Source organism: Nitratireductor lacus (genome assembly GCF_056431025.1).
Window position 1 is genome coordinate 25,182 of sequence record NZ_JBWKMB010000025.1, and the last position, 24,682, is coordinate 49,863.

Annotated in this window: 24 protein-coding genes; 14 read left to right on the forward strand and 10 right to left on the reverse strand. The window is 61.3% G+C overall.

Annotated features, from left to right (window positions below):
- The first annotated feature begins 86 nt into the window (after nt 1-86).
- From pgsA to AC07E3_RS18345, 4 genes are all read left to right on the forward strand, one after another.
- On the forward strand, nt 87-686 hold the full coding sequence (gene pgsA / locus AC07E3_RS18330) for a CDP-diacylglycerol--glycerol-3-phosphate 3-phosphatidyltransferase (RefSeq protein WP_007007669.1): 600 nt from the start codon (nt 87-89) through the stop codon (nt 684-686).
- Complete coding sequence (moaD, locus tag AC07E3_RS18335; RefSeq protein WP_336065536.1) at nt 683-940, forward strand: molybdopterin converting factor subunit 1; 258 nt, start codon at nt 683-685, stop codon at nt 938-940. The genes pgsA and moaD overlap by 4 nt, the downstream gene beginning before the upstream one ends.
- A gap of 2 nt (nt 941-942) precedes the next feature.
- Nucleotides 943-1,413, forward strand: a complete 471-nt coding sequence (locus AC07E3_RS18340; protein ID WP_478363878.1) for a molybdenum cofactor biosynthesis protein MoaE — start codon at nt 943-945, stop codon at nt 1,411-1,413.
- A 113-nt stretch (nt 1,414-1,526) separates the two neighbouring features.
- Nucleotides 1,527-3,776 (forward strand): putative bifunctional diguanylate cyclase/phosphodiesterase, encoded by a 2,250-nt coding sequence (locus tag AC07E3_RS18345; protein WP_478363880.1) that lies wholly within the window; start codon nt 1,527-1,529, stop codon nt 3,774-3,776.
- A 56-nt stretch (nt 3,777-3,832) separates the two neighbouring features.
- On the opposite strand, the gene ndk is transcribed toward AC07E3_RS18345, so the two are convergent.
- Nucleotides 3,833-4,255 (reverse strand): nucleoside-diphosphate kinase, encoded by a 423-nt coding sequence (gene ndk / locus AC07E3_RS18350; protein WP_229447338.1) that lies wholly within the window; start codon nt 4,253-4,255, stop codon nt 3,833-3,835.
- A gap of 98 nt (nt 4,256-4,353) precedes the next feature.
- Complete coding sequence (locus tag AC07E3_RS18355; RefSeq protein ID WP_336065543.1) at nt 4,354-5,046, reverse strand: glutathione S-transferase family protein; 693 nt, start codon at nt 5,044-5,046, stop codon at nt 4,354-4,356.
- A 116-nt stretch (nt 5,047-5,162) separates the two neighbouring features.
- On the opposite strand from AC07E3_RS18355, the gene AC07E3_RS18360 reads away from it, so the two are divergent.
- The 4 genes from AC07E3_RS18360 to AC07E3_RS18375 all read left to right on the forward strand — a co-directional run bounded on the left by AC07E3_RS18360 (nt 5,163) and on the right by AC07E3_RS18375 (nt 9,298).
- Nucleotides 5,163-5,675: a DinB family protein gene (locus tag AC07E3_RS18360; protein ID WP_336065545.1), complete on the forward strand. Its 513-nt coding sequence runs from the start codon at nt 5,163-5,165 to the stop codon at nt 5,673-5,675.
- Between the two features lie 163 nt (nt 5,676-5,838).
- Entirely contained in the window at nt 5,839-6,579 is a 741-nt protein-coding gene (locus AC07E3_RS18365; protein ID WP_478363883.1) for a hypothetical protein, read from the forward strand.
- Nucleotides 6,580-6,725: 146 nt separating this feature from the next.
- On the forward strand, nt 6,726-8,600 hold the full coding sequence (locus AC07E3_RS18370; RefSeq protein WP_478363885.1) for an ABC-F family ATP-binding cassette domain-containing protein: 1,875 nt from the start codon (nt 6,726-6,728) through the stop codon (nt 8,598-8,600).
- Nucleotides 8,600-9,298, forward strand: coding sequence for an HAD family hydrolase (locus AC07E3_RS18375; protein ID WP_336065555.1), 699 nt, complete (start codon nt 8,600-8,602; stop codon nt 9,296-9,298). Before AC07E3_RS18370 ends, AC07E3_RS18375 begins: the two co-directional genes overlap by 1 nt.
- A 106-nt stretch (nt 9,299-9,404) precedes the next feature.
- Here the strand turns inward: AC07E3_RS18375 and AC07E3_RS18380 are convergent, their stop codons facing one another.
- Nucleotides 9,405-9,851: a DNA polymerase III subunit chi gene (locus AC07E3_RS18380; RefSeq protein WP_065818300.1), complete on the reverse strand. Its 447-nt coding sequence runs from the start codon at nt 9,849-9,851 to the stop codon at nt 9,405-9,407.
- Between the two features lie 4 nt (nt 9,852-9,855).
- Nucleotides 9,856-11,346: a leucyl aminopeptidase gene (locus AC07E3_RS18385; RefSeq protein WP_478363887.1), complete on the reverse strand. Its 1,491-nt coding sequence runs from the start codon at nt 11,344-11,346 to the stop codon at nt 9,856-9,858.
- 328 nt (nt 11,347-11,674) lie between these two features.
- Between AC07E3_RS18385 and AC07E3_RS18390 the strand changes: the two genes are divergently transcribed.
- The 6 genes from AC07E3_RS18390 (at nt 11,675) to rsmA (ending at nt 19,381) form a co-directional block, all read left to right on the forward strand.
- Complete coding sequence (locus AC07E3_RS18390; RefSeq protein ID WP_478363889.1) at nt 11,675-12,880, forward strand: LptF/LptG family permease; 1,206 nt, start codon at nt 11,675-11,677, stop codon at nt 12,878-12,880.
- The gene (lptG, locus tag AC07E3_RS18395; RefSeq protein ID WP_065818303.1) at nt 12,877-13,962 is read left to right on the forward strand and encodes an LPS export ABC transporter permease LptG; all 1,086 of its coding nucleotides are present in this window, start codon (nt 12,877-12,879) and stop codon (nt 13,960-13,962) included. Before AC07E3_RS18390 ends, lptG begins: the two co-directional genes overlap by 4 nt.
- Before the next feature lie 26 nt (nt 13,963-13,988).
- The gene (locus AC07E3_RS18400) at nt 13,989-16,349 is read left to right on the forward strand and encodes an LPS-assembly protein LptD (protein WP_478363891.1); all 2,361 of its coding nucleotides are present in this window, start codon (nt 13,989-13,991) and stop codon (nt 16,347-16,349) included.
- A gap of 189 nt (nt 16,350-16,538) precedes the next feature.
- Nucleotides 16,539-17,474, forward strand: coding sequence for a peptidylprolyl isomerase (locus AC07E3_RS18405; RefSeq protein ID WP_007007684.1), 936 nt, complete (start codon nt 16,539-16,541; stop codon nt 17,472-17,474).
- 69 nt (nt 17,475-17,543) lie between these two features.
- Nucleotides 17,544-18,554 (forward strand): 4-hydroxythreonine-4-phosphate dehydrogenase PdxA, encoded by a 1,011-nt coding sequence (pdxA, locus tag AC07E3_RS18410; protein WP_478363893.1) that lies wholly within the window; start codon nt 17,544-17,546, stop codon nt 18,552-18,554.
- Nucleotides 18,551-19,381 carry a 16S rRNA (adenine(1518)-N(6)/adenine(1519)-N(6))-dimethyltransferase RsmA gene (gene rsmA, locus AC07E3_RS18415; RefSeq protein WP_478363895.1) on the forward strand — a complete coding sequence of 277 codons (831 nt, stop codon included), beginning with the start codon at nt 18,551-18,553 and terminating at the stop codon, nt 19,379-19,381. The genes pdxA and rsmA overlap by 4 nt, the downstream gene beginning before the upstream one ends.
- Before the next feature lie 3 nt (nt 19,382-19,384).
- On the opposite strand, the gene gmk is transcribed toward rsmA, so the two are convergent.
- The 6 genes from gmk to AC07E3_RS18445 form a co-directional block, all read right to left on the reverse strand.
- On the reverse strand, nt 19,385-20,050 hold the full coding sequence (gmk, locus tag AC07E3_RS18420; RefSeq protein WP_478363897.1) for a guanylate kinase: 666 nt from the start codon (nt 20,048-20,050) through the stop codon (nt 19,385-19,387).
- 3 nt (nt 20,051-20,053) lie between these two features.
- Nucleotides 20,054-20,944: a YicC/YloC family endoribonuclease gene (locus AC07E3_RS18425; RefSeq protein WP_478363899.1), complete on the reverse strand. Its 891-nt coding sequence runs from the start codon at nt 20,942-20,944 to the stop codon at nt 20,054-20,056.
- A 40-nt stretch (nt 20,945-20,984) separates the two neighbouring features.
- A complete protein-coding gene (mltG, locus tag AC07E3_RS18430; protein WP_478363901.1) occupies nt 20,985-22,151 on the reverse strand; it encodes an endolytic transglycosylase MltG in 1,167 nt (388 codons plus the stop codon).
- A gap of 188 nt (nt 22,152-22,339) precedes the next feature.
- A complete protein-coding gene (gene fabF / locus AC07E3_RS18435) occupies nt 22,340-23,596 on the reverse strand; it encodes a beta-ketoacyl-ACP synthase II (protein ID WP_478363903.1) in 1,257 nt (418 codons plus the stop codon).
- 51 nt (nt 23,597-23,647) lie between these two features.
- Entirely contained in the window at nt 23,648-23,884 is a 237-nt protein-coding gene (locus tag AC07E3_RS18440; RefSeq protein ID WP_007007691.1) for an acyl carrier protein, read from the reverse strand.
- 233 nt (nt 23,885-24,117) lie between these two features.
- Nucleotides 24,118-24,672, reverse strand: coding sequence for a GNAT family N-acetyltransferase (locus AC07E3_RS18445; protein WP_478363905.1), 555 nt, complete (start codon nt 24,670-24,672; stop codon nt 24,118-24,120).
- Nucleotides 24,673-24,682 lie beyond the last annotated feature (10 nt).

Here is a 24,682-nt window from a genome sequence, read left to right on the forward strand (position 1 = left end):
CCGCCGGTTCAAGCTGGCAGCGTCGAATTCAACAGACTGGGGCGCCCGCGGGTGCTCCGCGGCAGACCGGAGCAGGATTGCGCTTCATGGCCAGACGTAGCACACCGGCATTCAACATCCCGAACCTCCTGACCTATGGCAGAATTCTCGCGGTGCCGGCGATTGTCCTGTGCTTTTTTCTGGAAGGCAGGCTTCAATCGAGCGATTTCGCACGATGGTCAGCGCTGGCGCTGTTCATTGCGGCCAGCATCACTGACTATCTGGACGGCTATCTGGCCCGCATCTGGGAGCAGACTTCGAACATCGGCAAGATGCTCGATCCCATCGCCGACAAGCTGCTCGTTTCCACCTGCCTCCTGCTTCTTGCAGCCGACACGGACCGCACCATCGCCGGGTGGACGCTGTGGGCAGCCATCATCATCCTTTGTCGTGAAATTCTCGTTTCGGGTCTGCGCGAGTATCTTGCAGCCCTCAAGGTCAGCGTTCCCGTTACGCAGCTCGCAAAATGGAAGACCACGATCCAGATGGTCGCGATCGGCTTTCTGCTCGCAGGTCCCGCCGGTGACAAGGTCCTGCCCTACACCACGCAGCTCGGCATCGTGTTGCTCTGGATTTCCGCCATCGTCACGCTTTATACGGGCTATGACTATTTCCGCGCCGGGCTGAAGCACATCGTGGAGGAATGACGATGAAGCTGATTTATTTTGCATGGGTGCGCGAGCGCATCGGCCTGCCTGAAGAGACGGTGGACCTGCCTGCCGACGTCAAGACGGTGGCAGACCTGCTCAACTGGCTGAAAGAACGCGGCGAAAACTACGAGACCGCGCTGGAGCGCCCGGACATCATTCGCGTCGCTATCAACCAGGAGCATGCGGACCATGCGGCTCCCCTGCCCTCCAATGGTGAGGTTGCGCTCTTCCCGCCGATGACCGGGGGGTGACCATGACATCCGTCTGCCAGCCGCTGGTACGCGTTCAGGCCGGTGATTTCGACCTCGCCACGGAAACCCGGCGACTGACCGACGGACGGCGCGACGTGGGCGCCATCGTGAGCTTCACCGGGCTCTGCCGCGATGACGGCGGCCGGCTGGAAGCGCTTGAGCTGGAACATTATCCCGGCATGGCCGAGGCGGAGATTGGCCGCATTGCCGATGAGGCGGCGCAGCGCTGGCCGCTTACCGGCCTGACGGTTATCCACCGTTTCGGCAGGATCGCACCTGGCGAAAACATCGTCCTCGTGGTCGCGGCCTCCGCCCACCGGCGCGCGGCTTTCGAGGCCGCAGACTTCCTCATGGACTATCTCAAATCGCGCGCACCCTTCTGGAAGAAGGAACATGCCGCGGGCGAAACCGAGGCCGGCTGGGTGGAAGCCAAAGACCGTGACCAGGAAGACATGAAGCGCTGGAAGCGTTGAGGCCGGCGGCCTTTACGCCTTGCTAACGATAGCGATCATTTCTCTCAAGACTAGACGTTTCGACAAACCATTCAGGGTTATAGCTTCCTCAAGGTAACGCCGGTGGGAGAGCAATGTCGGAACCTTTCCAGACAATGCTGGTTGCGGGAGCACATCCCGCCTGGTTGATTGCGGCAGCAGGCATTCTGGGATGCCTGGGGCTTGGTTTTCAGTTGTTTCGCGTTAGCCGGCGCTATCGCGGCGTGCGCGACGAGCAGAAGAACCACCACGACCTGATCGAGCATCTCTCCGAAGGCATCTACCGGTCATCACCGGACGGGCGCCAACTGAGCGCGAACCCGGCACTTGTGCGCCTGAACGGCTACGGAAGCGAGGCCGAACTGCTTGCCGGTGTCAAGGACATCGCCAAGGAATGGTATGTAGACCCCACCCGGCGTGAGGCTTTCCGGGCCGAGCTTGAGACCAAGGGCAAGGTCGAGAACTTCATCTCGGAAGTCTATCGCCACAAGACACGGGAGCGCATCTGGATCAGCGAATCGGCACGCCTCGTGCGCGACCGGCGCACCGGCAAGGCGCTCTACTATGAAGGCTCCGTGCGCGAAATCACGGAGACGATGAAGCGCCTGAAACTGCAGGACATGTTCGAGAAGCTGACATCGCAGCTGCCGGGCGGGCTTTTCCAGTTGCTGCGGCGGGCCGACGGGGAGTTTTCCGTTCTCTACGTGTCAAAGGGCTTCCGCCACCTGCTCGGGTACGACGACCGCACCGTGCCGGAAAACCCGAACACGGTTCTCCACATGGTCCACAACGACGACCGCGCGCACTATCTGGAAACGTTGAGAGAATCGGGCACAAGGCTCGAACCCTGGGAATGCGAGTTCCGCATCCATGCAGCGGACGGGACGGAAAAGTGGCTGCGCGTTGCGGCCATGCCCGAAACCACCACTGAAGGCATTGTCTGGCATGGCTATCTTGCCGACGTCTCCCTGCGCAAGAAGAATGAAATGGAGATCGAGCGCCTGGCGTTCTACGATCCGCTGACCCGGCTCCCCAACCGGCGACGGCTTTTCGATCAAATTGGCCGGCAGATGGCGATGTGCTGCAAAGACGGGCACCGCGGGGCGATCCTCTTCATCGACCTCGACAACTTCAAAACCCTCAACGACACGATGGGACACGATGTCGGCGATACCTTCCTCAAGCAGGTTGCCGACCGCCTGCAGGCCGCCGTCGGCCCTCAAGATTCCGTAGGTCGAATCGGTGGTGACGAATTCGTCATTGTGCTGTCCCTGAACGACACCACTGCCGCAAGCGCGACCCGCAATGCGATCGTGGCCGCCAACCGGGTGCTTGCGGCACTGCGGCAGGAGTTCGTACTCGGGCAGATGATCCATCACACTTCGGCAAGTGTCGGCGTGCTCGTTTTCGACGGCCGCGAAAAGGGGCCCGAAGTCCTGATGAAAAATGCCGACATGGCGATGTATCAGGCCAAGAGCCTCGGGCGGAACAATGTCGCCCTGTTCGACCCGAAGGTTCTGCAGAAGGAACGCAGGCGCTTTCGCCTGTTGAGCGACATGCGCAGCGCGCTGGTCGACAACAATCTGGAACTGCACTACCAGCCGCAGGTCAATGCCGCCGGCCATGTGGTCGGCGCGGAGGCGCTGCTGCGCTGGAACCACGCCGAGCACGGGGCGCTTTCGCCAAGCGATTTCGTAGGGCTGGCAGAACAGCACGGGCTTGCGGAACTGCTCGGGCGCGGGGTGATCGAGACCAGCGTGCGGACGCTCGCGCTATGGAACCAGAACCCGCGCCTTGCGGACCTGCGGATGGCGGTCAACATCAGCCTCAAATCGCTGCGCGACCCGGATTTTCTCGATTTCCTGCACGACCGGCTCAACGCGCATGGCCTCGACCCGCAGCGTCTCACCCTGGAGATGACGGAACGGGTGCTGACCAGCGACCAGATGCAGATCACGCGGCGGATGAACGAGTTGAAGGCGCTTGGCGTGCGGCTTTCGCTGGACGATTTCGGGACAGGCTATTCGTCCATCGCCTATCTGAAGAAACTGCCATTTGACGAACTGAAGATCGACGGCAGCTTCATCACCGACATCGAAGGCAGCGAAAACAACCGCGCGCTTGTTCAGACCATGCTCGACATGGCGTCGACACTCGGCCTCTCGGCGGTGGCCGAGCATGTACAGACACCGCAGCAGGAAGCGCTTCTGAAATCGTCAGGCTGTGCGTATTTTCAGGGTTGGCTCTATGGCCGCGCGATGACGGGCAAAGACTTTTCCAAATTCGTCCTCGAGCGAAATCCCGCCTCGATACTCAAGTTTCCGAACTCGCGGCAGGGTGCATGAAAAAACCGGGGCCGAAGCCCCGGTTTCGAAAAGCAGCGTTCGATGAACGTTTGCTCTCAGCCGACGATTTCCGTGTCGGAGAACCAGTAGCGGATCTCCTCGGCTGCCGTCTCTGGTGCATCGGAACCGTGAACAGAGTTCTCGCCGATCGAGGTGGCGAACTCCTTGCGGATCGTGCCTTCGGCCGCTTCGGCCGGATTGGTGGCACCCATGACTTCACGGTTCTTCAGGATGGCGTTCTCGCCCTCGAGAACCTGAACGACGGTCGGGCCGGAGGACATGAACTCGCACAGCTCATCGAAGAACGGACGCTCCTTGTGCACGGCATAGAAGCCCTCGGCCTGACGGCGGCTCATCCACACGCGCTTCGATGCCACGACACGCAGGCCGGCATCCTCGAGCTTCTTGGTGATGGCACCGGTCAGGTTGCGCTTGGTGGCATCCGGCTTGATCATGGAAAATGTGCGTTCGATCGCCATGGTCTGTCCTTCGATTGTCTGGATTGAGAGCGTGAGCTCATTCGTGGAGATGGCGCGCTCTATAGCGGTCCGGAACGCACATGGGAAGGCCCTTCCCTTCAGGCGGCGGCGGGCACAGTCCGGCCGAGACCATCGTGAAGGTCCAGGCAGCGCCCGAACCACGCGGCGACCGGATCATCCGGGGAAAGAAGCTGGAATGGCGAGATGACGCGGGCCCACTGAAAAATGCCGGCCACGATATAGTCGGCGAAGAGGGGTCCCTGCCCGCCGATGAACGGCTGATCGGAGAGCATCAGGCGCAGCGGCGCCAGGCTCGCCCGAAAACCCTCAAGCCGATCCTCACGGCCCTTCGCCGTTTCCTCCAGGGTGCGCCCGAAACGTTTTTCACGGCTTTCGCGGAAATAGGCCTGATCGGCAGGCTCAAGTGCTGCATGGATCTCTAAAAGCAGGGAGGGGCCGATATAGCCGACAAGCGCGGTCTGCGCCCATTTTTCGATGAAGCGCGAAAGAGACCTGCCGCCTTCGCCGGCAAAAAGCGAGGGCCGGTCGGGATAAGTCTCCTCGAGATAAAGTGCGATCTGGAAGGAATCGGTCAACGCCCGCTCTCCATCCCGAATGACCGGAACGGTCCTGAACTCTCCAGCCTCGATGCCCGCGATCTGGGTGAAGCGCACGGGAACCGACCTGAAATCGAGCCCCTTGTGGGCCAGCGTAAAGGCAGTTTTCCAGCAATGCGGACTGAACGGACGCGTTTCGTCCGCGCCCACGAGATCGTACAATGCAATCGTCACGCTTGGTCCTTTCGGTTACGGGTGAGACCTGACAGGGTGCGTACGATTGCACATTCGGTTCATATGACAATGCGCCAAATGCAGGATTTCCTGCTCCAGATTCCGGACAAGAGACGATGAAACAGCACTTCGAAATGTTCGCTTCCTACAATCACTGGGCCAATGCCAGAATTTACGAAGCCGCACAGGCACTGGAAGCGGAGGCGCTCAACCGCGACGTGGGTGTCTTTTTCAAATCGCTGATGGGCACACTGAATCACATTCTGGTGGCCGATCTCATCTGGATGAAGCGTTTTACAGGTGAAGGGGCAGCCCCCGGTCGTCTCGACACGATCCTGCATTCAGCGCTGCCGGCCCTGCGCATTGCCCGGGAAGGTGAAGACCAGCGCATCATAAACTGGGTCGAAAGCCTTGAAGAAGAAGCTTTTTCCGGACGCTTCACCTATGTGACCGTTACCGATGTAAGAACCGTTTCCCAACGCCTTGCACCCGCATTGAGCCATTTCTTCAATCATCAAACGCACCATCGGGGGCACGCCCACGCCGCACTCTCCATCCTCGGAGCGGAAGCGCCCTCGATCGACTTGATTTATTTCCAGCGAACGAAGGCAGGCTCCCGATTTGGGTAAATGCACTTCCATTAAAACAAACAAAATGAGAATTACAATATTTTTATAAATAAGTTCTCTTACTTATTCGATAAACCATATCGATAATGTAAGTATTTATCAGAAAAGAAAACCCCTACCTTCCTCCTTGTTTGAAATATTTCGATCCGCAAGGAGGACGATAATGAATATTATACATAGAAACATACTCGCCATCATGGCGAGCGGAGCGATTGCACTCGCGATGGCACTGCCGGCTGCCGCAATCGACATTGGCGGCGTAAGCGTTGGCGGGAATGACAATGGCGGCGTCAGCGCCAGTGTCGGCGGCGTCTCAGCGTCGGTGGGAACCAGCGACGGCGTATCGGCCAACGTAGGTGCAGACCTCGGATCGACCTCAGCCAGTGTCGGCGCTTCGGTCGGCGGAGGCGGCGGCCTGGCTGACGTCAGCGCAGACGCGAATGTCGGTGGAGCTGTCAGCGCCACGAGCAGCACGACGGTCGGTGGCGGTGGCGGCCTCCTCGGCTCAAGCACCTCTGCATCCATCAACGGCGGCAGCGGCCTGAATGCCAATGTCGGCGCAAACATTGGAAGCGGCGGCGTGAATGCGGGCGTCGGTGCGAATGTCGGGACCGGAGGCCTCGGCGCACTTTTCAGGTTCGGCCTCGGCAGGCGCAACAACCCCGATGACAATGGTCCGAATGCAGGCAATCCAGGCGGACAGAACCCGGGCAATGGCGGCGGCATCTCTGGCGGCGGCAATCGCGGCAGCAAGAACTTTGGACGCCGCTCTCTCAGCGGCCTCAGCGATCAGCAGCTCGCCGTCTACCGCAAACGCTGTGTGAACATTCTGCGCGATCCGAACGCGTGGGACTACGATCTCGTGCAGTTGTGCAAATTCCTTCGCCAGGCTGCAGCCCGGTGAGGAGCGCGAACAATAGCGGTGTGGCCCATTTTTCCTGGGCCACACCTGTCTGCTTTCGGCAACACCAGACATTTTCCGACACGGCACGGCATCAGCTTTGACGGTCGCGGCTTGCCAGGCCGGCGGCGAGCCGTCAAAACGCCGTCATGTTGACGATTTCAAACCTATCGCTGCGCATCGCAGGCCGACTTCTGATCGACCAGGCGTCGCTTACCCTCCCCGCTGGAACCAAGGCTGGCCTTGTCGGCCGCAACGGCACCGGCAAGACCACGCTTTTTCGCGCCATCACCGGGGACCTCGTTTCAGAGACCGGTACCGTCAGCGTGCCGAAAGGAACCCGGATAGGCCAGGTTGCACAGGAAGCGCCGGGCACGGACGAACCGCTGATCGATATCGTGCTGCGGGCGGACACCGAACGCGAAGCTCTGTTGAATGAGGCCAAAACGGCAACAGACGCTCATAGAATTGCGGAAATCCAGACGCGATTAACCGATATCGACGCCCATTCGGCAGAGGCCCGGGCAGCATCCATCCTGTCCGGCCTCGGTTTCGACGCGGACGCGCAGAAGCGTCCCGCATCTTCGTTTTCCGGTGGCTGGCGCATGCGCGTGGCGCTGGCGGCCGTGCTCTTTACCCAGCCTGACCTCTTGCTGCTCGACGAACCGACGAACTATCTCGACCTCGAAGGCACGCTCTGGCTCGAGAACTATCTTTCGCGCTATCCGCACACGGTTCTTCTCATCAGCCACGATCGCGATCTTCTGAACCGGGCCGTTTCGTCCATCGTGCATCTGGAGCGCAAGAAACTGACCTTCTGGCGCGGCGGTTACGACCAATTCGCCCGGCAATATGCCGAGAAGGCGGAGCTTCAGGAAAAGATGCGCGTGAAGCAGGACGCGCAGCGCAAGCACATGCAGTCCTTTGTCGACCGCTTTCGCTACAAGGCTTCGAAGGCTCGCCAGGCACAGTCACGCCTGAAGGCGCTGGAACGCATGTCGCCCATGGCCGCGGTGGTGAACGAGACAGTGCTGCCGTTCCGCTTTCCCAATCCGGAGAAGGCGGTCGCCTCCCCGATCATCGCGCTCGATGGCGGCGCCGTCGGCTATACGCCCGGCAAGCCCGTTCTGCGCGGGCTTTCGCTGCGCATCGACAATGACGACCGGATCGCGCTTCTTGGCGCGAACGGCAACGGCAAGTCGACATTCGCAAAACTGATTGCCGACCGGCTGACGCTGGAAAAGGGCTCAAAGACCGTCGCGCCCGGGCTGAAAGTCTCGATCTTCGCCCAGCATCAGCTTGACGACCTGCGCCCGGACGAGGATGCCTATCAGCACCTGAGACGGCTGATGCCCGACGCGCCAGAAGCGAAAGTGCGGGCACGGGTGGCGCAGTTCGGCCTGACCACCGAAAAAATGTCGACGCCTGCCCGCGACCTGTCAGGCGGCGAGAAGGCACGGCTTCTGATGGGGCTCGCCACGTTCGAGGCCCCGCATCTGCTCATCCTTGACGAGCCGACGAACCACCTGGACATCGACAGCCGCGAGGCGCTTGTCGAGGCGCTGAACATGTTCGACGGGGCCGTGATCCTCATCAGCCACGACCGCCACCTGATCGAGGCAACGGCCGACCGGCTGTGGATCGTCGGTGACGGGACGGTCTCGTCTTACGATGGTGACATGGACGACTATCGCGCCCGCATGACGGGCGGGGCGAGCCGCAATCGGGAGAAGCGGGAAACGGACAAGGCCTCCAAGGCGGACAAGCGCAAGGAGGCGGCGCGCAAGCGCGCAGCCCTCGAGCCGCTTGCCAAGGAAATCAAGGCAACCGAGGGGTTGATCGAGCGGACACGCAAGCGGATCGATGCCATCGAGGCGCGGCTTGCCGATACGAGCCTTTACGACAAGGAGCCGAAAAGGGTTTCGGAACTGGCCAAGGAGCGCTCCGATCTTGCCACCATGCTGGCAAGGCACGAAGATCGGTGGCTGACGCTTTCCAGCGAATATGAGGAAGGAATGGCCTGATGGCACCGCCGCTCACCATTGGCTTCGACGCGGACGACACGCTCTGGCACAATGAGCGCTTCTACCGCCTGACCGAGGCCCGTTTTGCCGAACTTCTCGCCGATTTCGCCGACGCCGGGCACCTGACCGAGCGGCTTCTTCAGGCCGAGAAGCGCAATCTCGGCAAATACGGTTTTGGCATCAAGGGGTTTACCCTCTCCATGATCGAGACCGCTGTCGAGGTGACGGACGGGCGTGTGCCCGCCGCGACGATCCGCGACATTCTCGACGCAGGCCGCGAAATGCTCGATCATCCCGTCGAGACGCTGCCCCACGCAAAGGAAGCGCTGGAAGCGCTTTCCGGGCGCCATCGGCTGGTGCTGATCACCAAGGGCGACCTTTTCGATCAGGAACGCAAGCTGGCGGCTTCGGGTCTTGGCGATTATTTCGATGCCGTCGAGATCGTCAGCGACAAGTCGCGCGGGACCTATCAGCGGATTTTCGCGACCCATGGCGACGGGCCGGACCATGCGATGATGATCGGTAACTCGCTCAAGTCCGATGTGATCCCGGCAATCGAGGCAGGCGCCTGGGGGGTGTTCGTGCCGCACGACCTGACCTGGTCGCACGAGCACGCGGACGAACCGGACACCGCACCCCGCTTCCGAAAAATCCCACATTTGGGTGAAATCGAAGCGGTTCTGGCGGAAATCGGTTAGCGATTTCGGTGGATTGGCGGTGCGGGCGCCCTCGCCCTTCGACAAGCTCAGGGTGAGGGTTTTTTTGTAAGGCAGGGCGCTGACGCGCCGAAAGCCAGTCGTCCGCCTACGCCTTTTTCTGCCAGCGTCTGTCCGGCCCCTGCTGCCAGTAGGTGACGGCATGGCCTGCAGATTTAAGCGCTTTCCAGTGTCCGCGCGCTGCATCGAGCTGGGAAGCATCGTGGCCGTCGAACATCACGACGGCACGTTCATATCCGTCCACACCGGTCGGATCGGCTCCGTCAACGAAAAAGCGGATCTGCGCGCCATTCGGATTGGATGCGGCATCGGTCAAAAGCACGGGCTGATGCCCGGGATGCGCGTCACGGTCCGTGCCATGAGCGAGGAAGGCTTCCTCGCGCCATGTCCACAGCCAGTTATCGAGCGCGTCGCAACGCTCGCGGGTGCCCGTCTGGATCACCACCCTCCACCCCCGCTCGAGGCTTTTCTCCACCAGAGGCGGCAGCGCCTCCTCCAGGGTCGATTCGGTCAGGTGGTAGAAGAGGACATCCATCGGCCTATTCGTAGCTGTCGGCCACCAGGCGGTCGAGCAGGCGCACGCCGAAGCCCGAACCCCAGGACCGGTTGATCTCATCGAGCGGCGCGCCCATGGCCGTGCCGGCGACATCCAGATGCGCCCAGGCACCGTCCTTGACAAAGCGCTTCAGGAACTGGGCCGCGGTGATGGAACCGGCCATGCGGCCGGCGGAGTTCTTCATGTCCGCATTCTTGGAATCGATCTGCTTGTCATATTCCTCGCCAAGCGGCAGGCGCCAGACCTTCTCGCCCGTTGCCTCACCGGCAGAGAAAAGCCGCTCGGCCAGCGTGTCGTCATTGGAAAACAGGCCCGCCCGGTGGTGGCCGAGCGCCACCATGACGGCGCCGGTAAGCGTGGCGAGGTCCACCATGAACTGCGGCTTGTAGCGGTCGTTGCAGTACCAGAGCACATCGGCCAGGACGAGACGCCCTTCCGCATCGGTGTTGATGACCTCGATGGTCTGGCCCGACATAGAGGTGACAATGTCACCGGGGCGCTGGGCATTGCCGTCTGGCATGTTTTCGACCAGGCCGATCAGGCCGACGACATTGACCTTTGCCTTGCGGGCGGCGAGCGCGTGCATGACGCCGACGACGGCGGCGGCACCGCCCATGTCGCCCTTCATGTCTTCCATACCGCCAGCCGGCTTGATGGAAATGCCGCCCGTGTCGAAGACAACGCCCTTGCCAACGAAGGCGACCGGCTTTTCCTTCGCCTTGCCGCCGTTCCACTCAATGATCGCCAGACGCGGCGGGCGCACCGAGCCCTGGGCAACACCCAGAAGCGCGCCCATGCCGAGCTTCTTCATCTCCTTCTCGGTCAGAATCTCGACCTTTGCGCCTAGCTTTTCCAGTTCCTTCGCCTTCGCGGCGAACTCGACCGGGCCCAGAACATTGGCTGGTTCGTTAACGAGGTCACGCGCAAGCACGACGCCATTTGCGACAGCCTCGGCGCGTGCAAAGGCCTTTTTCGCCGCCGACGGATCGGCACACTGGACGGAAATCTTCAGCTTCTTGGCCGGCTTGTCGTTTCCATTGTCGCGATTCGTGGTCTTGTATTTGTCGAAGCTGTAGGCACGCAGAAGCATTCCAAGCGCGATGCCGGCGGCTGCTCCGGCATCGATTTCGGCACCGTCAACATCCGCCACGACGGTGATCTCGGAAGCGGACTTGCCGGCGGCCAGCGCCGCACCACCGATTTTCAAAAGCGCCTCTTCCGCGAGCTCATCAGGCTTGCCGACGCCAACGGCCGTCAACCGGTCGAGCTGCGAGCCGGAGGGCGCCAGAACTTCGACGCTCTTTGCCAGTTTGCCCGAAAAACCCGACACCTCGAAAGCCCGCGCGAGAACCCCCTCCGGATCGCAGACCTTCGCGTTTTTCCCCAGACCGCCGCCTTCGGACGCCAGAACGATGACGGTGCCCTTGCCGGGCATTGCGAATTTGGCGAAGGAGACGGTCGGTCTGTCGGTCATGATATTTCCCAGATTTCCGTGATTGGTCGATAGAAGGCGCCGGCGATCTTGGAGGTTTTATGCGAATTGGCAAGGCCCGCACGCGGGGGCGTCCGGATTTTTCACCGGTGCGTGCGATCCGTGCGACGTGGTTATCTCTCCGTAAGCAAGCTGTTAACCGCGTTTGTTTCGCATTTTCTAACCAATCCCACCCAAAGTCTCGCAAGGGACAAGAAATGGTGGGCCGCCCTTCAAAGCCGGCAGTTGCGCATTGTGCGCGCGCGTCAGGACCGTTAGGTTCGCGCGCGCCTTTAAAGGGCTGTTCCAACGAAACGGATTGTCGATATCCATGCGGGTGATCGAACTTTACATCATGCGTCGCACCTTCGCGCTTTTCGCGGCGGCGTTGCTGTGGGTGCTCGCACTGGTGTGGACGACGCAGGTGCTGAACCGGATCGACCTCGTGACCGACAGTGGCCAGTCCGCCGGCACGTTCTTTTTCGTTGCCGCCCTGGTTCTGCCGTCCGTGATCCCCATCGTGATTCCCTTCGCACTCGGGATCGCCATCGCCCAGACGCTGGCGACGATGAATTCCGATTCCGAGCTGGTGGTCATCAACGCGTCGGGCGCGCCGCGCGCCACCATCATCCGCCCGATCCTCATCATCGCCATCGGCGCCAGCCTTGCCTCCTTCCTGATCAACAACACGCTGGAACCGGCCTCACGGCAGGCTTTCCGGTCGGTGCTCGCCAACGCCCGCGCGGACCTGATCACCACCGTGCTGCAGGAGGGGTCTTTCCAGAAAGTGGATGACGGGCTTTTCGTGCAGGTTTCGGAGCGCCTGCCCAACGGGCTGCTCGGCGGCATTTTCGTGGCCGATTCGCGCGATGAGAACACCAAGCTCGTCTATCACGCACGAACCGGCGCTGCCGTGGAGCGCGAAGGCGGTTCCATTCTCGTGATGCAGGACGGCATGGTGCAGCGGCAGTCGGCCAATGGCGACGTGTCGACGATCCGTTTCGATTCCTACGCGTTCGATCTTTCGCAGTTCTCAAGCGGGGGTGGTGGAGAACCCACCCTGCACCCCAAAGACCGGTCGCTTGCCTTCCTGATGAACCCGGATGTGAACGACAGTTTCTACAAGAAGTCACCGCAGATCATCCGCGCGGAACTGCATATGCGCCTTTCCGAATGGCTCTATCCGCTCGTTTTCGCCATGGTGGCGCTGGCGGTCGCGGGCGATGCGCGGTCGTTCCGTGAAGCGCGGCTGCACCCGATCGTCACCACGATGGCGATTGCGCTGATCGTTCGGTGGGTCGGGTTCTATTCGGGTACGGAAGCCGAAAGCTCCCCATTCTTCTCCTTCGTGCTCTATGCCGCTCCGCTTTTGATGATTGGACTATGTGCGGTGTTCATCGCCACCAATCGCGTGATGGAACTGCCAACGCACTGGGTCGAGAAGCTGAACGCGCGCATGCAACGACTGACCGACGGTATGACGCACTGGCGCGTCCGGTTCGCGAACAGGCGGGCCCCGGCCGGGAGGCGCGGATGATCGGTCTGACCCTTGGCGGCTACTTCTTCCGCCGATACGCCTCGATAGCGGCATGGAACTTCTTCGGCATCGGCCTGCTGATCTTCATCGTGACGTTCGCAGAAGTGTCGAGCCGTTCGGCCGGATTGCCCGGCTATACGGCACAATGGGCTTTTTCACTCGCCGCGCTGCAGACGCCGATCATCCTGCTCCAGGCGATTCCCTTTATCGGACTCATCGCGGCAATGGCGACGCTGATCAGCCTGAACCGCAAATACGAGCTGGTGGTGGCGCGGGCCGCCGGTGTTTCGGCCTGGCAGTTCCTGACGCCGATCGCGTTCGGCTCCTTCCTGTTCGGTGTCCTTGCCGTGGCGGCGCTCAACCCGCTGGCGGCCAATGGCTTCGCCCAGGCACAGAGCGTCGAAGCCGAAGTGCGCGGGGCCAAGAGCAGCACCAATTCCGAAGCCGAGCAGTGGATCAAGCAGCGCTCGGGCGACGAGGAAACCATCATCGGATCGAGTGCCGTTCTGAACGGCGGCCAGGTGCTGGTGCGCCCGACCTTCTTCCGAATCGATGCCGAGGGCAGGATATTCGAGCGCCTCGACGCAGAGCGGGCATTCCTGCGCGACGGATACTGGGATCTGCAGGCCGTGGCACGTCGACGCGGTACCGCTGCGGCAGAAAAAATCGAGAGCATCCAGATCGAGACCAACCTGCAGCCGGAGTTCGTCGGCGAGCAACTCGCCCGGCCGGAAGCGACATCGATTTACGCACTGCCCGGGAAGATTGAAGTTGCCCGCTCCTTCGGGCTTAAAGCGAACGCGTTTGCCACGCATTTTCATTCACTTGTGGTGTTGCCCCTGCTCTTGGTCGCCATGACCCTGATTGCCGCTACGGTATCGATGAGATTTACCAGAATGGGACAGTCAGCAACGGTGATTCTGGGTGGAATCCTCGCCGGGTTTCTGCTTTATGTGGTTTCGGTCCTGGTCAAGGCGTTCGGCAGCGCCGGAGTTGTTCCTCCGGTTGTGGCTGCTTGGACGCCTGTGGTCGTGGCGATGTTCTACGGGGTGACTTTCCTATTGTACAAGGAGGACGGTTAGTGGGGGTTGCGGCAAACAGAGCCGGCATGTCCGCATGGTTAGCGCATTTGATGGGCGCGACCGCGCTGGCAACCTTGTGCACCTATACATTGCTCCCGCAGGCCCCTGCCCTGGCGCAGACGGGTGGTCTGGACGTTGCCGATCTGCCGCAGGACGCCCAGATGCTCCTGACGGCCGACAATCTCATTTACGATAACGATCTCAACACGATCACCGCCGCAGGCGGCGTGCAGATTGAATATGCCGGCAACAGCCTTGTCGCAGACCGCGTCGTCTATGATCGCAGGACGTCGCGCGTGGTGGCGCGCGGACGCGTGCAGATCATCGAAGAAGATGGCAACAAGATTTTTGCCGACGAAATCGATGTGACCGACGATTTCCGCGATGGATTCGTCAATGCCCTGCGAATCGAGACCGTCGACAAGACCTACTTCGCTGCTGAAAGCGCGGAGCGTTCAGGCGGGCAACTGACGACCTTCAACAATGGCGTCTATACCGCGTGCGAGCCCTGCCGCGAAAAACCCGGCAAGCCACCGATCTGGCAGATCAAGGCCCAGAAGATCATCTGGAACGGCGAATCGAAAACCGTCCGGTTTGAAGGCTCGCGCTTCGAATTCTTCGGCATGCCGATCGCCTACCTGCCCTTCTTCGAAGTCGCAGACCCGACGGTGAAGCGGAAGTCCGGCTTCCTCATTCCCGGCGCCTCCTACAAAAAGGAAATGGGGGTTGGCGTCAGCGTCCCCTACTATTTCGCATTCTCCCCTACCTACGACCTGACCGTCACCGGAACCTACTACACCAGGCAGGGCTTTCTGGGCGAAGCCGAGTGGCGCCAGCGCTTCGACAACGGCCAGTACAGCATCAAGATCGCGGGCATCAAACAGCAGGAACCGGAAGCCTGGGGCGCAAACAGCGTCAATGGCAGCGAAACCGGCCGCGGCATGATCGGTTCGAAAGGGCAGTTCCGCATCAATCCGCGCTGGACATTCGGCTGGGATGTCCTGGCGCAGACCGACAAGAATTTTTCGCGCACCTATGGCATCGATGGATTTTCCGACACGGTTCAGACATCGCAGCTCTACCTGACGGGCCTCGACGACCGGAATTTCTTCGACCTTAGAGCCTATCATTTCGACATTCAGGAAGATGTTCTGGATACCTCGCCCAACGCGCGGAACGACAAGCAGCCCTGGGTGCTGCCGAGCTTCGATTATTCCTACACACCGGATGAGGCCGTTGCCGGCGGCGAGCTGAATTTCGATGTGAACGTGCAGAACGTCTATCGGGACAGCCTTAGCCAATCGATCGTCAACGGAGATTCCACAAGAATCGACGGCGTCGAAGGGCTGGCCAGCCGCATGACGGCCGAGGCCGAGTGGAAACGTTCCTTCGTCAGCACGGGCGGTCTGGTGGTGACGCCGATCCTTCAGGCACGCGGCGACGCCATCTATACCGACTATGATGCGACGACCGTCAACGGCGTCACGAGTTTCGAGCTGAACGGAACCGCCGTCGGCAGTGACGTGCGCTCTTCCTACTACCGTTACATGGCGACGGCCGGTCTCGAGGCCCGCTGGCCGATCCTCTTCTCCACCTCGAGCGCCAGCCATGTTCTGGAGCCGATGGCGCAGATTTTCCTGCGCCCGGACGCCCCCTATCAGGACAGGCTCGGCATTCCGAACGAAGACGCCCAGTCGCTTGTCTTCGACGCAACGACGCTGTTCGAGCGCGACAAATTCTCCGGTTATGACCGGATCGAAGGCGGCACGCGCGCCAATGTCGGTATCCGCTATTCCGGCAGTTTCGCCAATGGATGGACCACGCAGGGGCTGTTCGGCCAGTCGTATCATCTGGCCGGCGCCAACCCGTATGCCCAGACGGATCTTGTTCACGCCGGCGCCTATTCCGGCCTGGAAACCGATGTCTCGGATTTTGTCGGCATGATCGGCATTGCCAGCCCGAACGGATTCGCGTTTTCCGCCGGTGCACGGTTTGACGAGAAAACATTCGACATTCGCCGCACCGACCTGAAAACGGCCGCCACCTTCGGGCAGCTCACAACATCGCTGCAATATGCATATATCGAAGCGCAGCCGCTCTACGGCTTCGAAGATGATCGTCAGGAAGTCACCGGTGTGGCCAAGGTTCGCTTTGACGAAAACTGGAGCGGCTTTGCTTCGGGCACATATGATATCGAAAGCCAGACCCTGGTGAAAAACAACTACGGGTTCTCCTACGGGGATGAGTGCTTCATCTATTCGATGACCTATTCGCGCAGCAAGAACCGCGACACGCAGGAAGTCAGCCAGTCCTTCGGCTTCCGTATATCGTTGCGCACGATCGGCGACTTCGGAACGAGCAGTGGCGATCTGAACACCAGCTTCTAGTATTTTTCTGAAAGGCCCCGTTTGATCGACGGGGGCCGCCTTCATGACCGTCTATGACCTGCCGCGGCGTCAAAGGTCATGTTTTTGCCCCACGCGCTGTCGATAAAAACAGCCTAAGGGACTGTAGCTCCCGTGCATTTGCTGTTATCTCAGTCGCAATTGCGGGGTGCAAAGATGAGAAAAATGACGATGTTTAGCAATTGCAGACGCTTCCTGCGCACAGGCGTTCTGACGCTGGCCATGGCGGCGGCAATGCCTCTGTTCAATGGGGCCGGCGCACTGGCGACGGAAATTCGCTACGTGGTGAACAACGTTCCGATCACCAGCTACGATATCGACCGCCGCGTGGCGTTTCTGAAGCTTCAGCGTGAAGGCGGCAATCTGCGCCAGAAGGCTACGGATCAGATGATCGAGCAGACGCTGAAGCTGCAGGAAATGCAGCGCCGCAATGTCAACATTCCCGACGAGATGGTGAATCAGGCCTATGCCCGCTTTGCCAACGGCAACCGGATGTCGACAAGCCAGCTGAACACCGTGCTTGCGCAAAGCGGTGTGACTTCCGATCACTTCAAGGAGTTCATCCGCTCCCAGATCGGCTGGGGCCGTGTCATGCAGGCCCGCACCAGCTCGACCGGCCGCATGAGCGAGCAGGATGTCGTCGCCAAGATGCTCGAGCAGGGCGGCAGCAAGCCCAGCGCGACCGAATACATGCTCCAGCAGGTGATTTTTGTCGTTCCATCAGGCGAGCGTTCGAGCCTGCTTGGCAAGCGCAAGCGTGAGGCGCAGGCAATGCGCGACCGGTTCCAGGGCTGCGACAGCACGCGCCAGTTTGCCAAGGGGCTGATCGACGTGACGGTGCGCGACCTGGGTCGTGTTCTTGAGCCGGAACTTCCCACGGACTGGAAAGACCAGATCAAGAAGACCTCCCCCGGCAATGCGACGGGTGTGCGCGAGACCGATCGGGGTGTCGAGTTCATCGGCGTGTGCAGCACGCGCGAGGTCTCCGACGACCGGGTTGCGCAGATGGTGTTCCAGAACGAAAATTCCGGGAACGACGCCATGGAAAAGGAAGCGCAGGCGTATCTCGCCGAGCTGCGCAAGAACGCACGTATCAGCCAGCGCTGATCAGTCGAGGGCCCGGACTGACCAGGCCCCTTTCTTTCAACCAGATGTTTCTCCAGGAGGAGATGGCTCGTGCTTCCGCTCGCGCTCAGCATCGGCGATCCTTCCGGGATAGGCCCCGAGATCATCCTTCAGGCCTGGCTTGAGAGGAACAGGCTCGGGCTGCCCCGGTTCTATGTGCTGGGCGATCCCGGCCTGCTCGCAGCGCGTGCACGCCGCCTGGGGCTCGACGTTCCGCTCTCAGAAGCAGATCCGGAAGCGGCTTCCGCCGTCTTTTCCGAGCGTCTGCCCGTGTCGCCGCTCCAGAACAGGCTGGCAGACAATCCAGGGCATCCCGAAACGGTGAATGCCGCAGGCGTGATCGAGGCGATATCGCGCGCCGTCGACGACACGATGCAGATGCGCGCGGCGGCTGTCGTCACCGCGCCCATCGCCAAGAAGCCGCTCTATGACGCCGGTTTCCGTTTTCCCGGCCATACCGAGTATCTCGGCCATCTCGCCGAGGAGATCACCGGACGCGCGGCCACACCCGTGATGATGCTTGCCGGGCCTGAACTGCGCACCGTGCCTGTCACCGTGCATGAGGCTCTGGCGGGTGTTCCCGCGACCCTCACGCAATCGCTGGTGGAAGAGACGGCCCGGATTGCGGCGCGTGACCTCAGGGAACGCTTCGGCATTTCCGCACCCCGTCTTGCCGTTGCCGGTCTCAACCCGCATGCGGGCGAAGGCGGAGCGATGGGAACGGAAGACCGCGATGTCATCGCACCGGCAATCAACGCATTGCAGGCTGAGGGCATCAACGCATTTGGCCCCCTGCCCGCCGATACGATGTTCCACGCACGTGCGCGCCAAGGCTACGACGCAGCACTGTGCATGTATCACGATCAGGCACTGATCCCGGTCAAGACGATCGCCTTCGACGAGACGGTGAACGTCACGCTTGGTCTTCCCTTCATCCGCACCTCTCCCGACCATGGCACGGCCTTCGACATTGCCGGGAAGGGCATCGCAAGGGCCGAAAGCATGATTGCGGCGATCAGGCTCGCGCGCGAGCTGGCGGACAATGCCGGTGGCGCGCGATGAGCGCGGACGGGCTTCCGCCGCTGCGCGAGGTGATCTCCCGCCATGGCCTTGCGGCGAAGAAATCGCTCGGCCAGAATTTTCTACTCGATCTCAATCTGACGGCCAAAGTGGCGCGTGCCGCCGGCAATCTCGAGGGTGCGACGGTGATCGAGGTCGGGCCCGGCCCCGGAGGGCTGACGCGTGCATTGCTGATGGCGGGCGCGGAGCGGGTTATCGCCGTGGAGCGTGATGAGCGCTGCCTTGACGCGCTGGCGGAGGTCGCCGCGCGCTATCCGGGACGGCTCGACGTTGTGAGTGGCGATGCCATGGAGACGGATTTCGCCGCTCTGGCTTCGAACGCGCAGGGCGAGGTGCGGATCGTGGCGAACCTGCCCTATAACATTGGCACCGAGCTTCTGGTGCGCTGGCTTACGCCCGAGAGATGGCCACCCTTCTATGCGTCGATGACGCTGATGTTCCAGCGCGAAGTCGCGCAACGCATCGTTGCCAGTGCCGGCGACAAGGCCTATGGCCGGCTTGGAGTTCTGGCCGGGTGGCGCACCGAGGCAAAGATTGCTTTCGACCTGCCGCCACAGGCCTTTACGCCGCCGCCCAAGGTAACCTCGTCGGTGGTGCATATCGTCCCGCGCGCGGCGCCGCTGGCCGTGGAGCCGGCGAAACTGGCGAAGATCACCGAAGCAGCCTTCGGGCAGCGCCGCAAAATGCTGCGCCAGAGCCTGAAATCGCTCGGCGGCGAGACGCTTCTGGCACGGGCGGGCATCGATGCAACGCGCCGGGCAGAAACGCTTTCGGTGGCGGAATTCGTGGCGCTTGCAAACAACACCTGAGTGTCAGCTTGGTTCTTCCGCGAGAAGCCCCGCCACGAAATCAAACAGGCCGGGACGCCGGTCGCGGCGCAGACGCTCCGCCTCGACAATGGAGCGGACGGCCGAAAAGGCCGGGTCGAGCTGTTCGTTGATGACCACGTAGTCGTAATCGATCCACTTCTCGATCTCGGTGCGCGCGTTCCTGAGACGGGTCTGGATGATCTCCGGCGTATCCTCGGCCCGGCGTGTCAGGCGACCGAGAAGCTCCTTCATCGTCGGCGGCAGGATGAAGATGGACACGACATCTCCGCGCATTTTCTCGCGCAACTGCTCAGCGCCCTGCCAGTCGATGTCGAACAGCATGTCGCGGCCCTCGGTCAGCGCCTTTTCAACCGGCGCACGGGGCGTGCCGTAAAAATTGCCGTGAACCTCTGCCCATTCGAGCAGGTCGTCATTGTCGCGCATGATCTCGAACTCGCGCTGCGACTTGAAATGATAATGCACGCCCTCGATTTCGCTGCCGCGGCGCGCGCGGGTCGTCACGCTGACGGAAAGCTCGAAACCGGGAACCTGCGCCAGAAGCGTGCGCGCGATGGTGGATTTTCCGGCACCCGAGGGCGAGGACAACACCAGCATCAGGCCGCGGCGTGCGACGTCTGTCAAAACGGCAGGAGATGTTTCCGAGGACATGGTCTACTCCAGATTTTGCACCTGCTCGCGAAACTGATCAACCACGGCCTTCAACTCAAGGCCGATGGCCGTCACCGTTGCCGCGTTGGATTTTGAGCAAAGCGTGTTGGATTCGCGGTTGAATTCCTGGCCCATAAAATCAAGCTTTCGGCCGATGGGACCGCCGGACGCGATCAGGGCCCGCGCGGCTGCAATGTGCGTGCGCAGGCGATCGATCTCCTCGCGGATGTCGGCCTTGGCGGCAAGGATGGCGGCTTCCGCATGCAGTCGGTCCGCATCGAAGCCGGTGGTCGCATCCATGAGACGGGCCACCTGCTCCCGCAGACGCTCCCGGATGGCCTCCGGCGAGCGCGAGCGGTCGGCCTCAACCTGATCAGACAGCGTTTCGATGCGCGACACCTGATCGAGCAATATGGCTTCCAGTGCGCCACCTTCCGCGCAGCGGGCTTCTTCAAGCCCCCGGAGAGCATCGTCGAGAGCGGCGAGAATCGCCTCGTCGAGGGAGGCGCGCAGGTCTTCGTCAGCCACGGGATCGGCAAAATCGAGGACCCCGCGCAGGGCAAGGAGCCCGTCGGCTGTCGCCGGGGCCGCGCCGAACTGCTCATGAAGCCGGCCGGCAAGTGCTGCAACCTCTTTCAGGAAATCCTCGTCTACGACCGGACGGCGCAGGGCATCGCTCTGCTTAAAGGTCAGGGAAGCCTGTACATTTCCACGGGCAAAGCACTTTTGCAGGCGTTGGCGGGCCATCGGCTCGATACGCTCGAACCCAGGCGGCAGACGAAAACGGGCTTCAAGGCTCCGTCCATTGACCGACTTGATCTCCCAGACGATGCCGCCGGCCTCATGATCACGCGCGGCGCGGGCAAAACCCGTCATGCTCTGGAGCCTGCTCATGCGTCCCCTCGTGCAGTCGTTCCCTGCGCGCATGTCCGGCTCAGTTCGAACCGTTCTCGCCCGCGTTTTCTTCCTCTGCCCGACGCTCGCGCTCAATCTTGCGCCAGCGTGCGACATTCTCGTTGTGCTCCTTGAGCGTCCTGGCGAAAACGTGTCCGCCCGTTCCGTCAGCGACGAAATAGAGTTCGTCCGTCTTGGACGGATTGGCCACCGCCTCCAGCGCTGCCCGGCCTGGATTGGCGATGGGTGTGGGCGGGAGACCGTCGATCAGATAGGTGTTGTAGGGCGTCTTCTTGTCGAGATCGGAGCGATAGATCGGCCGATCGGATGGTTTCCCCTGCCCGCCAAACAGCCCATAAATGATGGTGGGGTCCGACTGGAGCCGCATGCCCTTGCGCAGACGGTTGATGAACACGGCCGCGACGCGCGGACGCTCGTCGGCAATGCCGGTTTCCTTTTCGACGATCGAGGCCAGCGTCACGAACTCGTTCTTGTCCTTGACGGGCAGGTCCTCGTCGCGGCGCGCCCAGATGCTGTCCACCAGCTCCTGCTGGTCCTCAAGCAGTTTTTCAACAACCGCGCCACGGTCCATACCGCGTGTAAAGCGCAGTGTGTCGGCGGCGAGACTGCCCTCTGCCGGCATCTCCTCGGGCAGCGAGCCGGAAAGCTCTTCGGTTTCGCGGATCCGCTCGAACACCTGGAACACGGTCTGCCCCTCGGGAATGGTGAGCGAATAAAGAACGCTCTTGCCGCTCTTCAGGAGTTCCATGATCTCGTGCATCGAAGCACCGGCATCAATGGCGTATTCACCCGCTTTCAGTTCAGAATCCGCCCCATAGGCACGAACGCCGAGCGAAAAGATGCGGGCATCGGAAATGACGCCTTCCCGCTCAAGCAGGCTCGCGATCTGGCGCACACCTGTGTTCGGCTTGATCATCACGGTCTCGGCCGTGCGCGACGGGCCGGGCTGATGAAACTCCCGGTTGCCGAAGTAGAAGGCGAAACCGGCGAGAATGACCAGGAACACAATGGAGGAGAAGACGAAGTTCAGGAAAACCACGAACTGACTGCGCGCACGTTTCGAACGCCGTGGCGGCGGTGTGCCGGCCTCCGGTCGCAAAGTCTGGTTGGCCGATTTGAACGTGCGACCACGTTCTTCGCCTGCCTGACGGCCGAAGCCGGAATTGTCGCCGGAAGTCCCTGTCATGCCTCTTGGACCGCTCCCTTCAGAACGGCGCCAATGGTCGCCGGTCCTGTCCTAAATATTCGTGCGTTGAACGTTCACGCAGGCTTCGGAAAAAAGCATCTCCTGGGCCTGGCGCCCGCCATTTCGATTCGTGTCCGTCAGACTGAATTGCGAAAATGGCAAAACTGCAAGCCCGTTAGTGGAAAGCTTCAGGCGTCATAACGCCTGAAAACGAGAGACGCGTTGGTGCCGCCAAAGCCGAACGAGTTGGACAACGCCACGTCAATCTGCCGCTCACGCGGTTTGTTGGGCACCAGATCAATAGGCGTTTCCGCCTGTGGATTGTCGAGATTGATGGTCGGCGGCGCGATGTTGTCGCGGATGGCGAGAACGGAGAAGATGGCTTCTGCCGCACCGGCTGCACCCAGCAGATGACCGATCGACGATTTGGTGGACGACATCGACACCTTGCTCGCGGCATCGCCCAGAAGACGCTCCACGGCACCAAGTTCGATCGTGTCCGCCATGGTCGATGTGCCATGTGCGTTGATATAATCGAGATCGTCCGCGGTCAGGCCGGCGCGGTTCAGCGCTGCCTTCATGCAGCGATAGGCGCCGTCACCATCCTCGGCGGGAGCGGTGATGTGATAGGCGTCGCCCGTGAGGCCGTAGCCGACCACTTCCGCATAGATCTTTGCGCCACGCGCCTTTGCGTGTTCCAACTCTTCCAGAACGACAACGCCGGCGCCCTCGCCCATGACAAAACCATCACGGTCGCGGTCATAGGGCCGGGAAGCCTTTTCCGGCGTGTCGTTGAAGCTGGTGGAAAGCGCCTTGCAGGCCGAAAAGCCGGCAATGGAGAGGCGGGTGATCGGTGCTTCCGCACCACCTGCCAGCATGACGTCTGCGTCGCCGAGCATGATAAGGCGAGCTGCGTCGCCGATGGCATGTGCGCCTGTGGAACAGGCGGTCACCACCGCATGGTTCGGTCCCTTTAACCCGTGGCGGATCGACACCTGGCCCGAGACCAGGTTGATGATGTTGCCAGGGATGAAGAAGGGGCTGATGCGGCGCGGGCCGCGCTCAGCAAGCGTCAAGGCGTTTTCAGCAATGCCCTCGATGCCGCCGATCCCCGAGCCGATAAGCACGCCGGTGGCATATTTCTCATCGTCGGTTTCCGGTTTCCAGCCCGAATCCTCAAGCGCCTGGTCTGCCGCAGCAATGCCGTAGGTGATGAATTCACCGATCTTGCGCTGCTCGCGCGGCTCCAGAAAGGCATCGGGGTCGAATGCCCCCTCGCCTTCACGCGGGATCGAATTGGCGATCTTGCAGGCCAGGTCATCGACCTCGAAACGATCGATGCGGCTGGCCGCACTCTTGCCCGAAAGCAGGCTCTTCCACCCATGTTCAACACCGAGGCCGAAGGGTGAAAGAAGCCCCATACCGGTGACGACAACGCGTCTCATATGCTGATTATCCGCCTTGACTACGTTTCGTAGCGAAAACGCCGGACGGCGTCAGGCGGTCGCCTTGTCGATGTACTTCACAGCGTCGCCGACGGTGAGGATCGTCTCGGCTGCATCGTCCGGGATTTCAACGCCGAACTCTTCTTCGAACGCCATGACCAGCTCGACCGTGTCGAGGCTGTCTGCGCCAAGATCATCAATGAAGCTTGCGCCTTCGGTCACCTTGTCGCCTTCGACGCCCAGATGTTCGACAACGATTTTCTTAACGCGTTCTGCAGTATCGCTCATGAGAGAACCCTCGACTTTCTGAATTTCCGATCTTCGTTAGCCGCACGAATGCCGCTAATCAAGCGAAATGACGACTAAAGCGCCGATACGATCGACGCCCAGTCTGTTATGCTCCGATGACGATGCACAGCGTGCATGCGGCGGGCGGAACGGCTTCGAGCGGGCGCTTATCACGATTTTGGCGCGCGCGCCAAGCGTTATTCCACGTCCCGCCACTCCTGCGACCAGTCGCATCAGTCCCCAGACCCGGAGCGCCAGTCACGGCGCAGGAAACGCCAAACGACAGGCTCCACCGGGGTCTCGATCCCTTTGTTTCCATGTCGTACAGGTCTTTCGAGACGAGCGCCAAGAAAGGAAGCAAGCCTTGCCGCCTGATGGTTTTCTGCGGTGGTTTCACCAAATATCTCGCACAGGGCGAGTGTGGAGAAACCGAAGTCGAGCAGGCCGCGCGTGATCTCGGCGGCACTGCCGTAGCGCCCCCACATATCCGGCGAAAGCTCTATACCCAGCTCACCACTGCCCTGTGGACAATTTGCCGTGCGGACACCGGCGCAGCCGACGAGCCGGCCGGTTTTGCGCTCGATGACGGCAAACTGGTGGTTCCGGCGCGGGCGCTCCTGTGCCCATGTGCGGAAGAGCGCCACGAGTTCGGCGGGATCGCCCGCTTCCTGCCCGGCCTTATTGCGGGCGGAAACGAAGCGCGGGTCGGACTGGTAGGCGGCCAGTGCCGGAACGTCGGCGGGCTCGAAGTCGCGCAGCACAAAGCGCCTTGTGGCAAGCCCGTCCATCGTTCCTCCT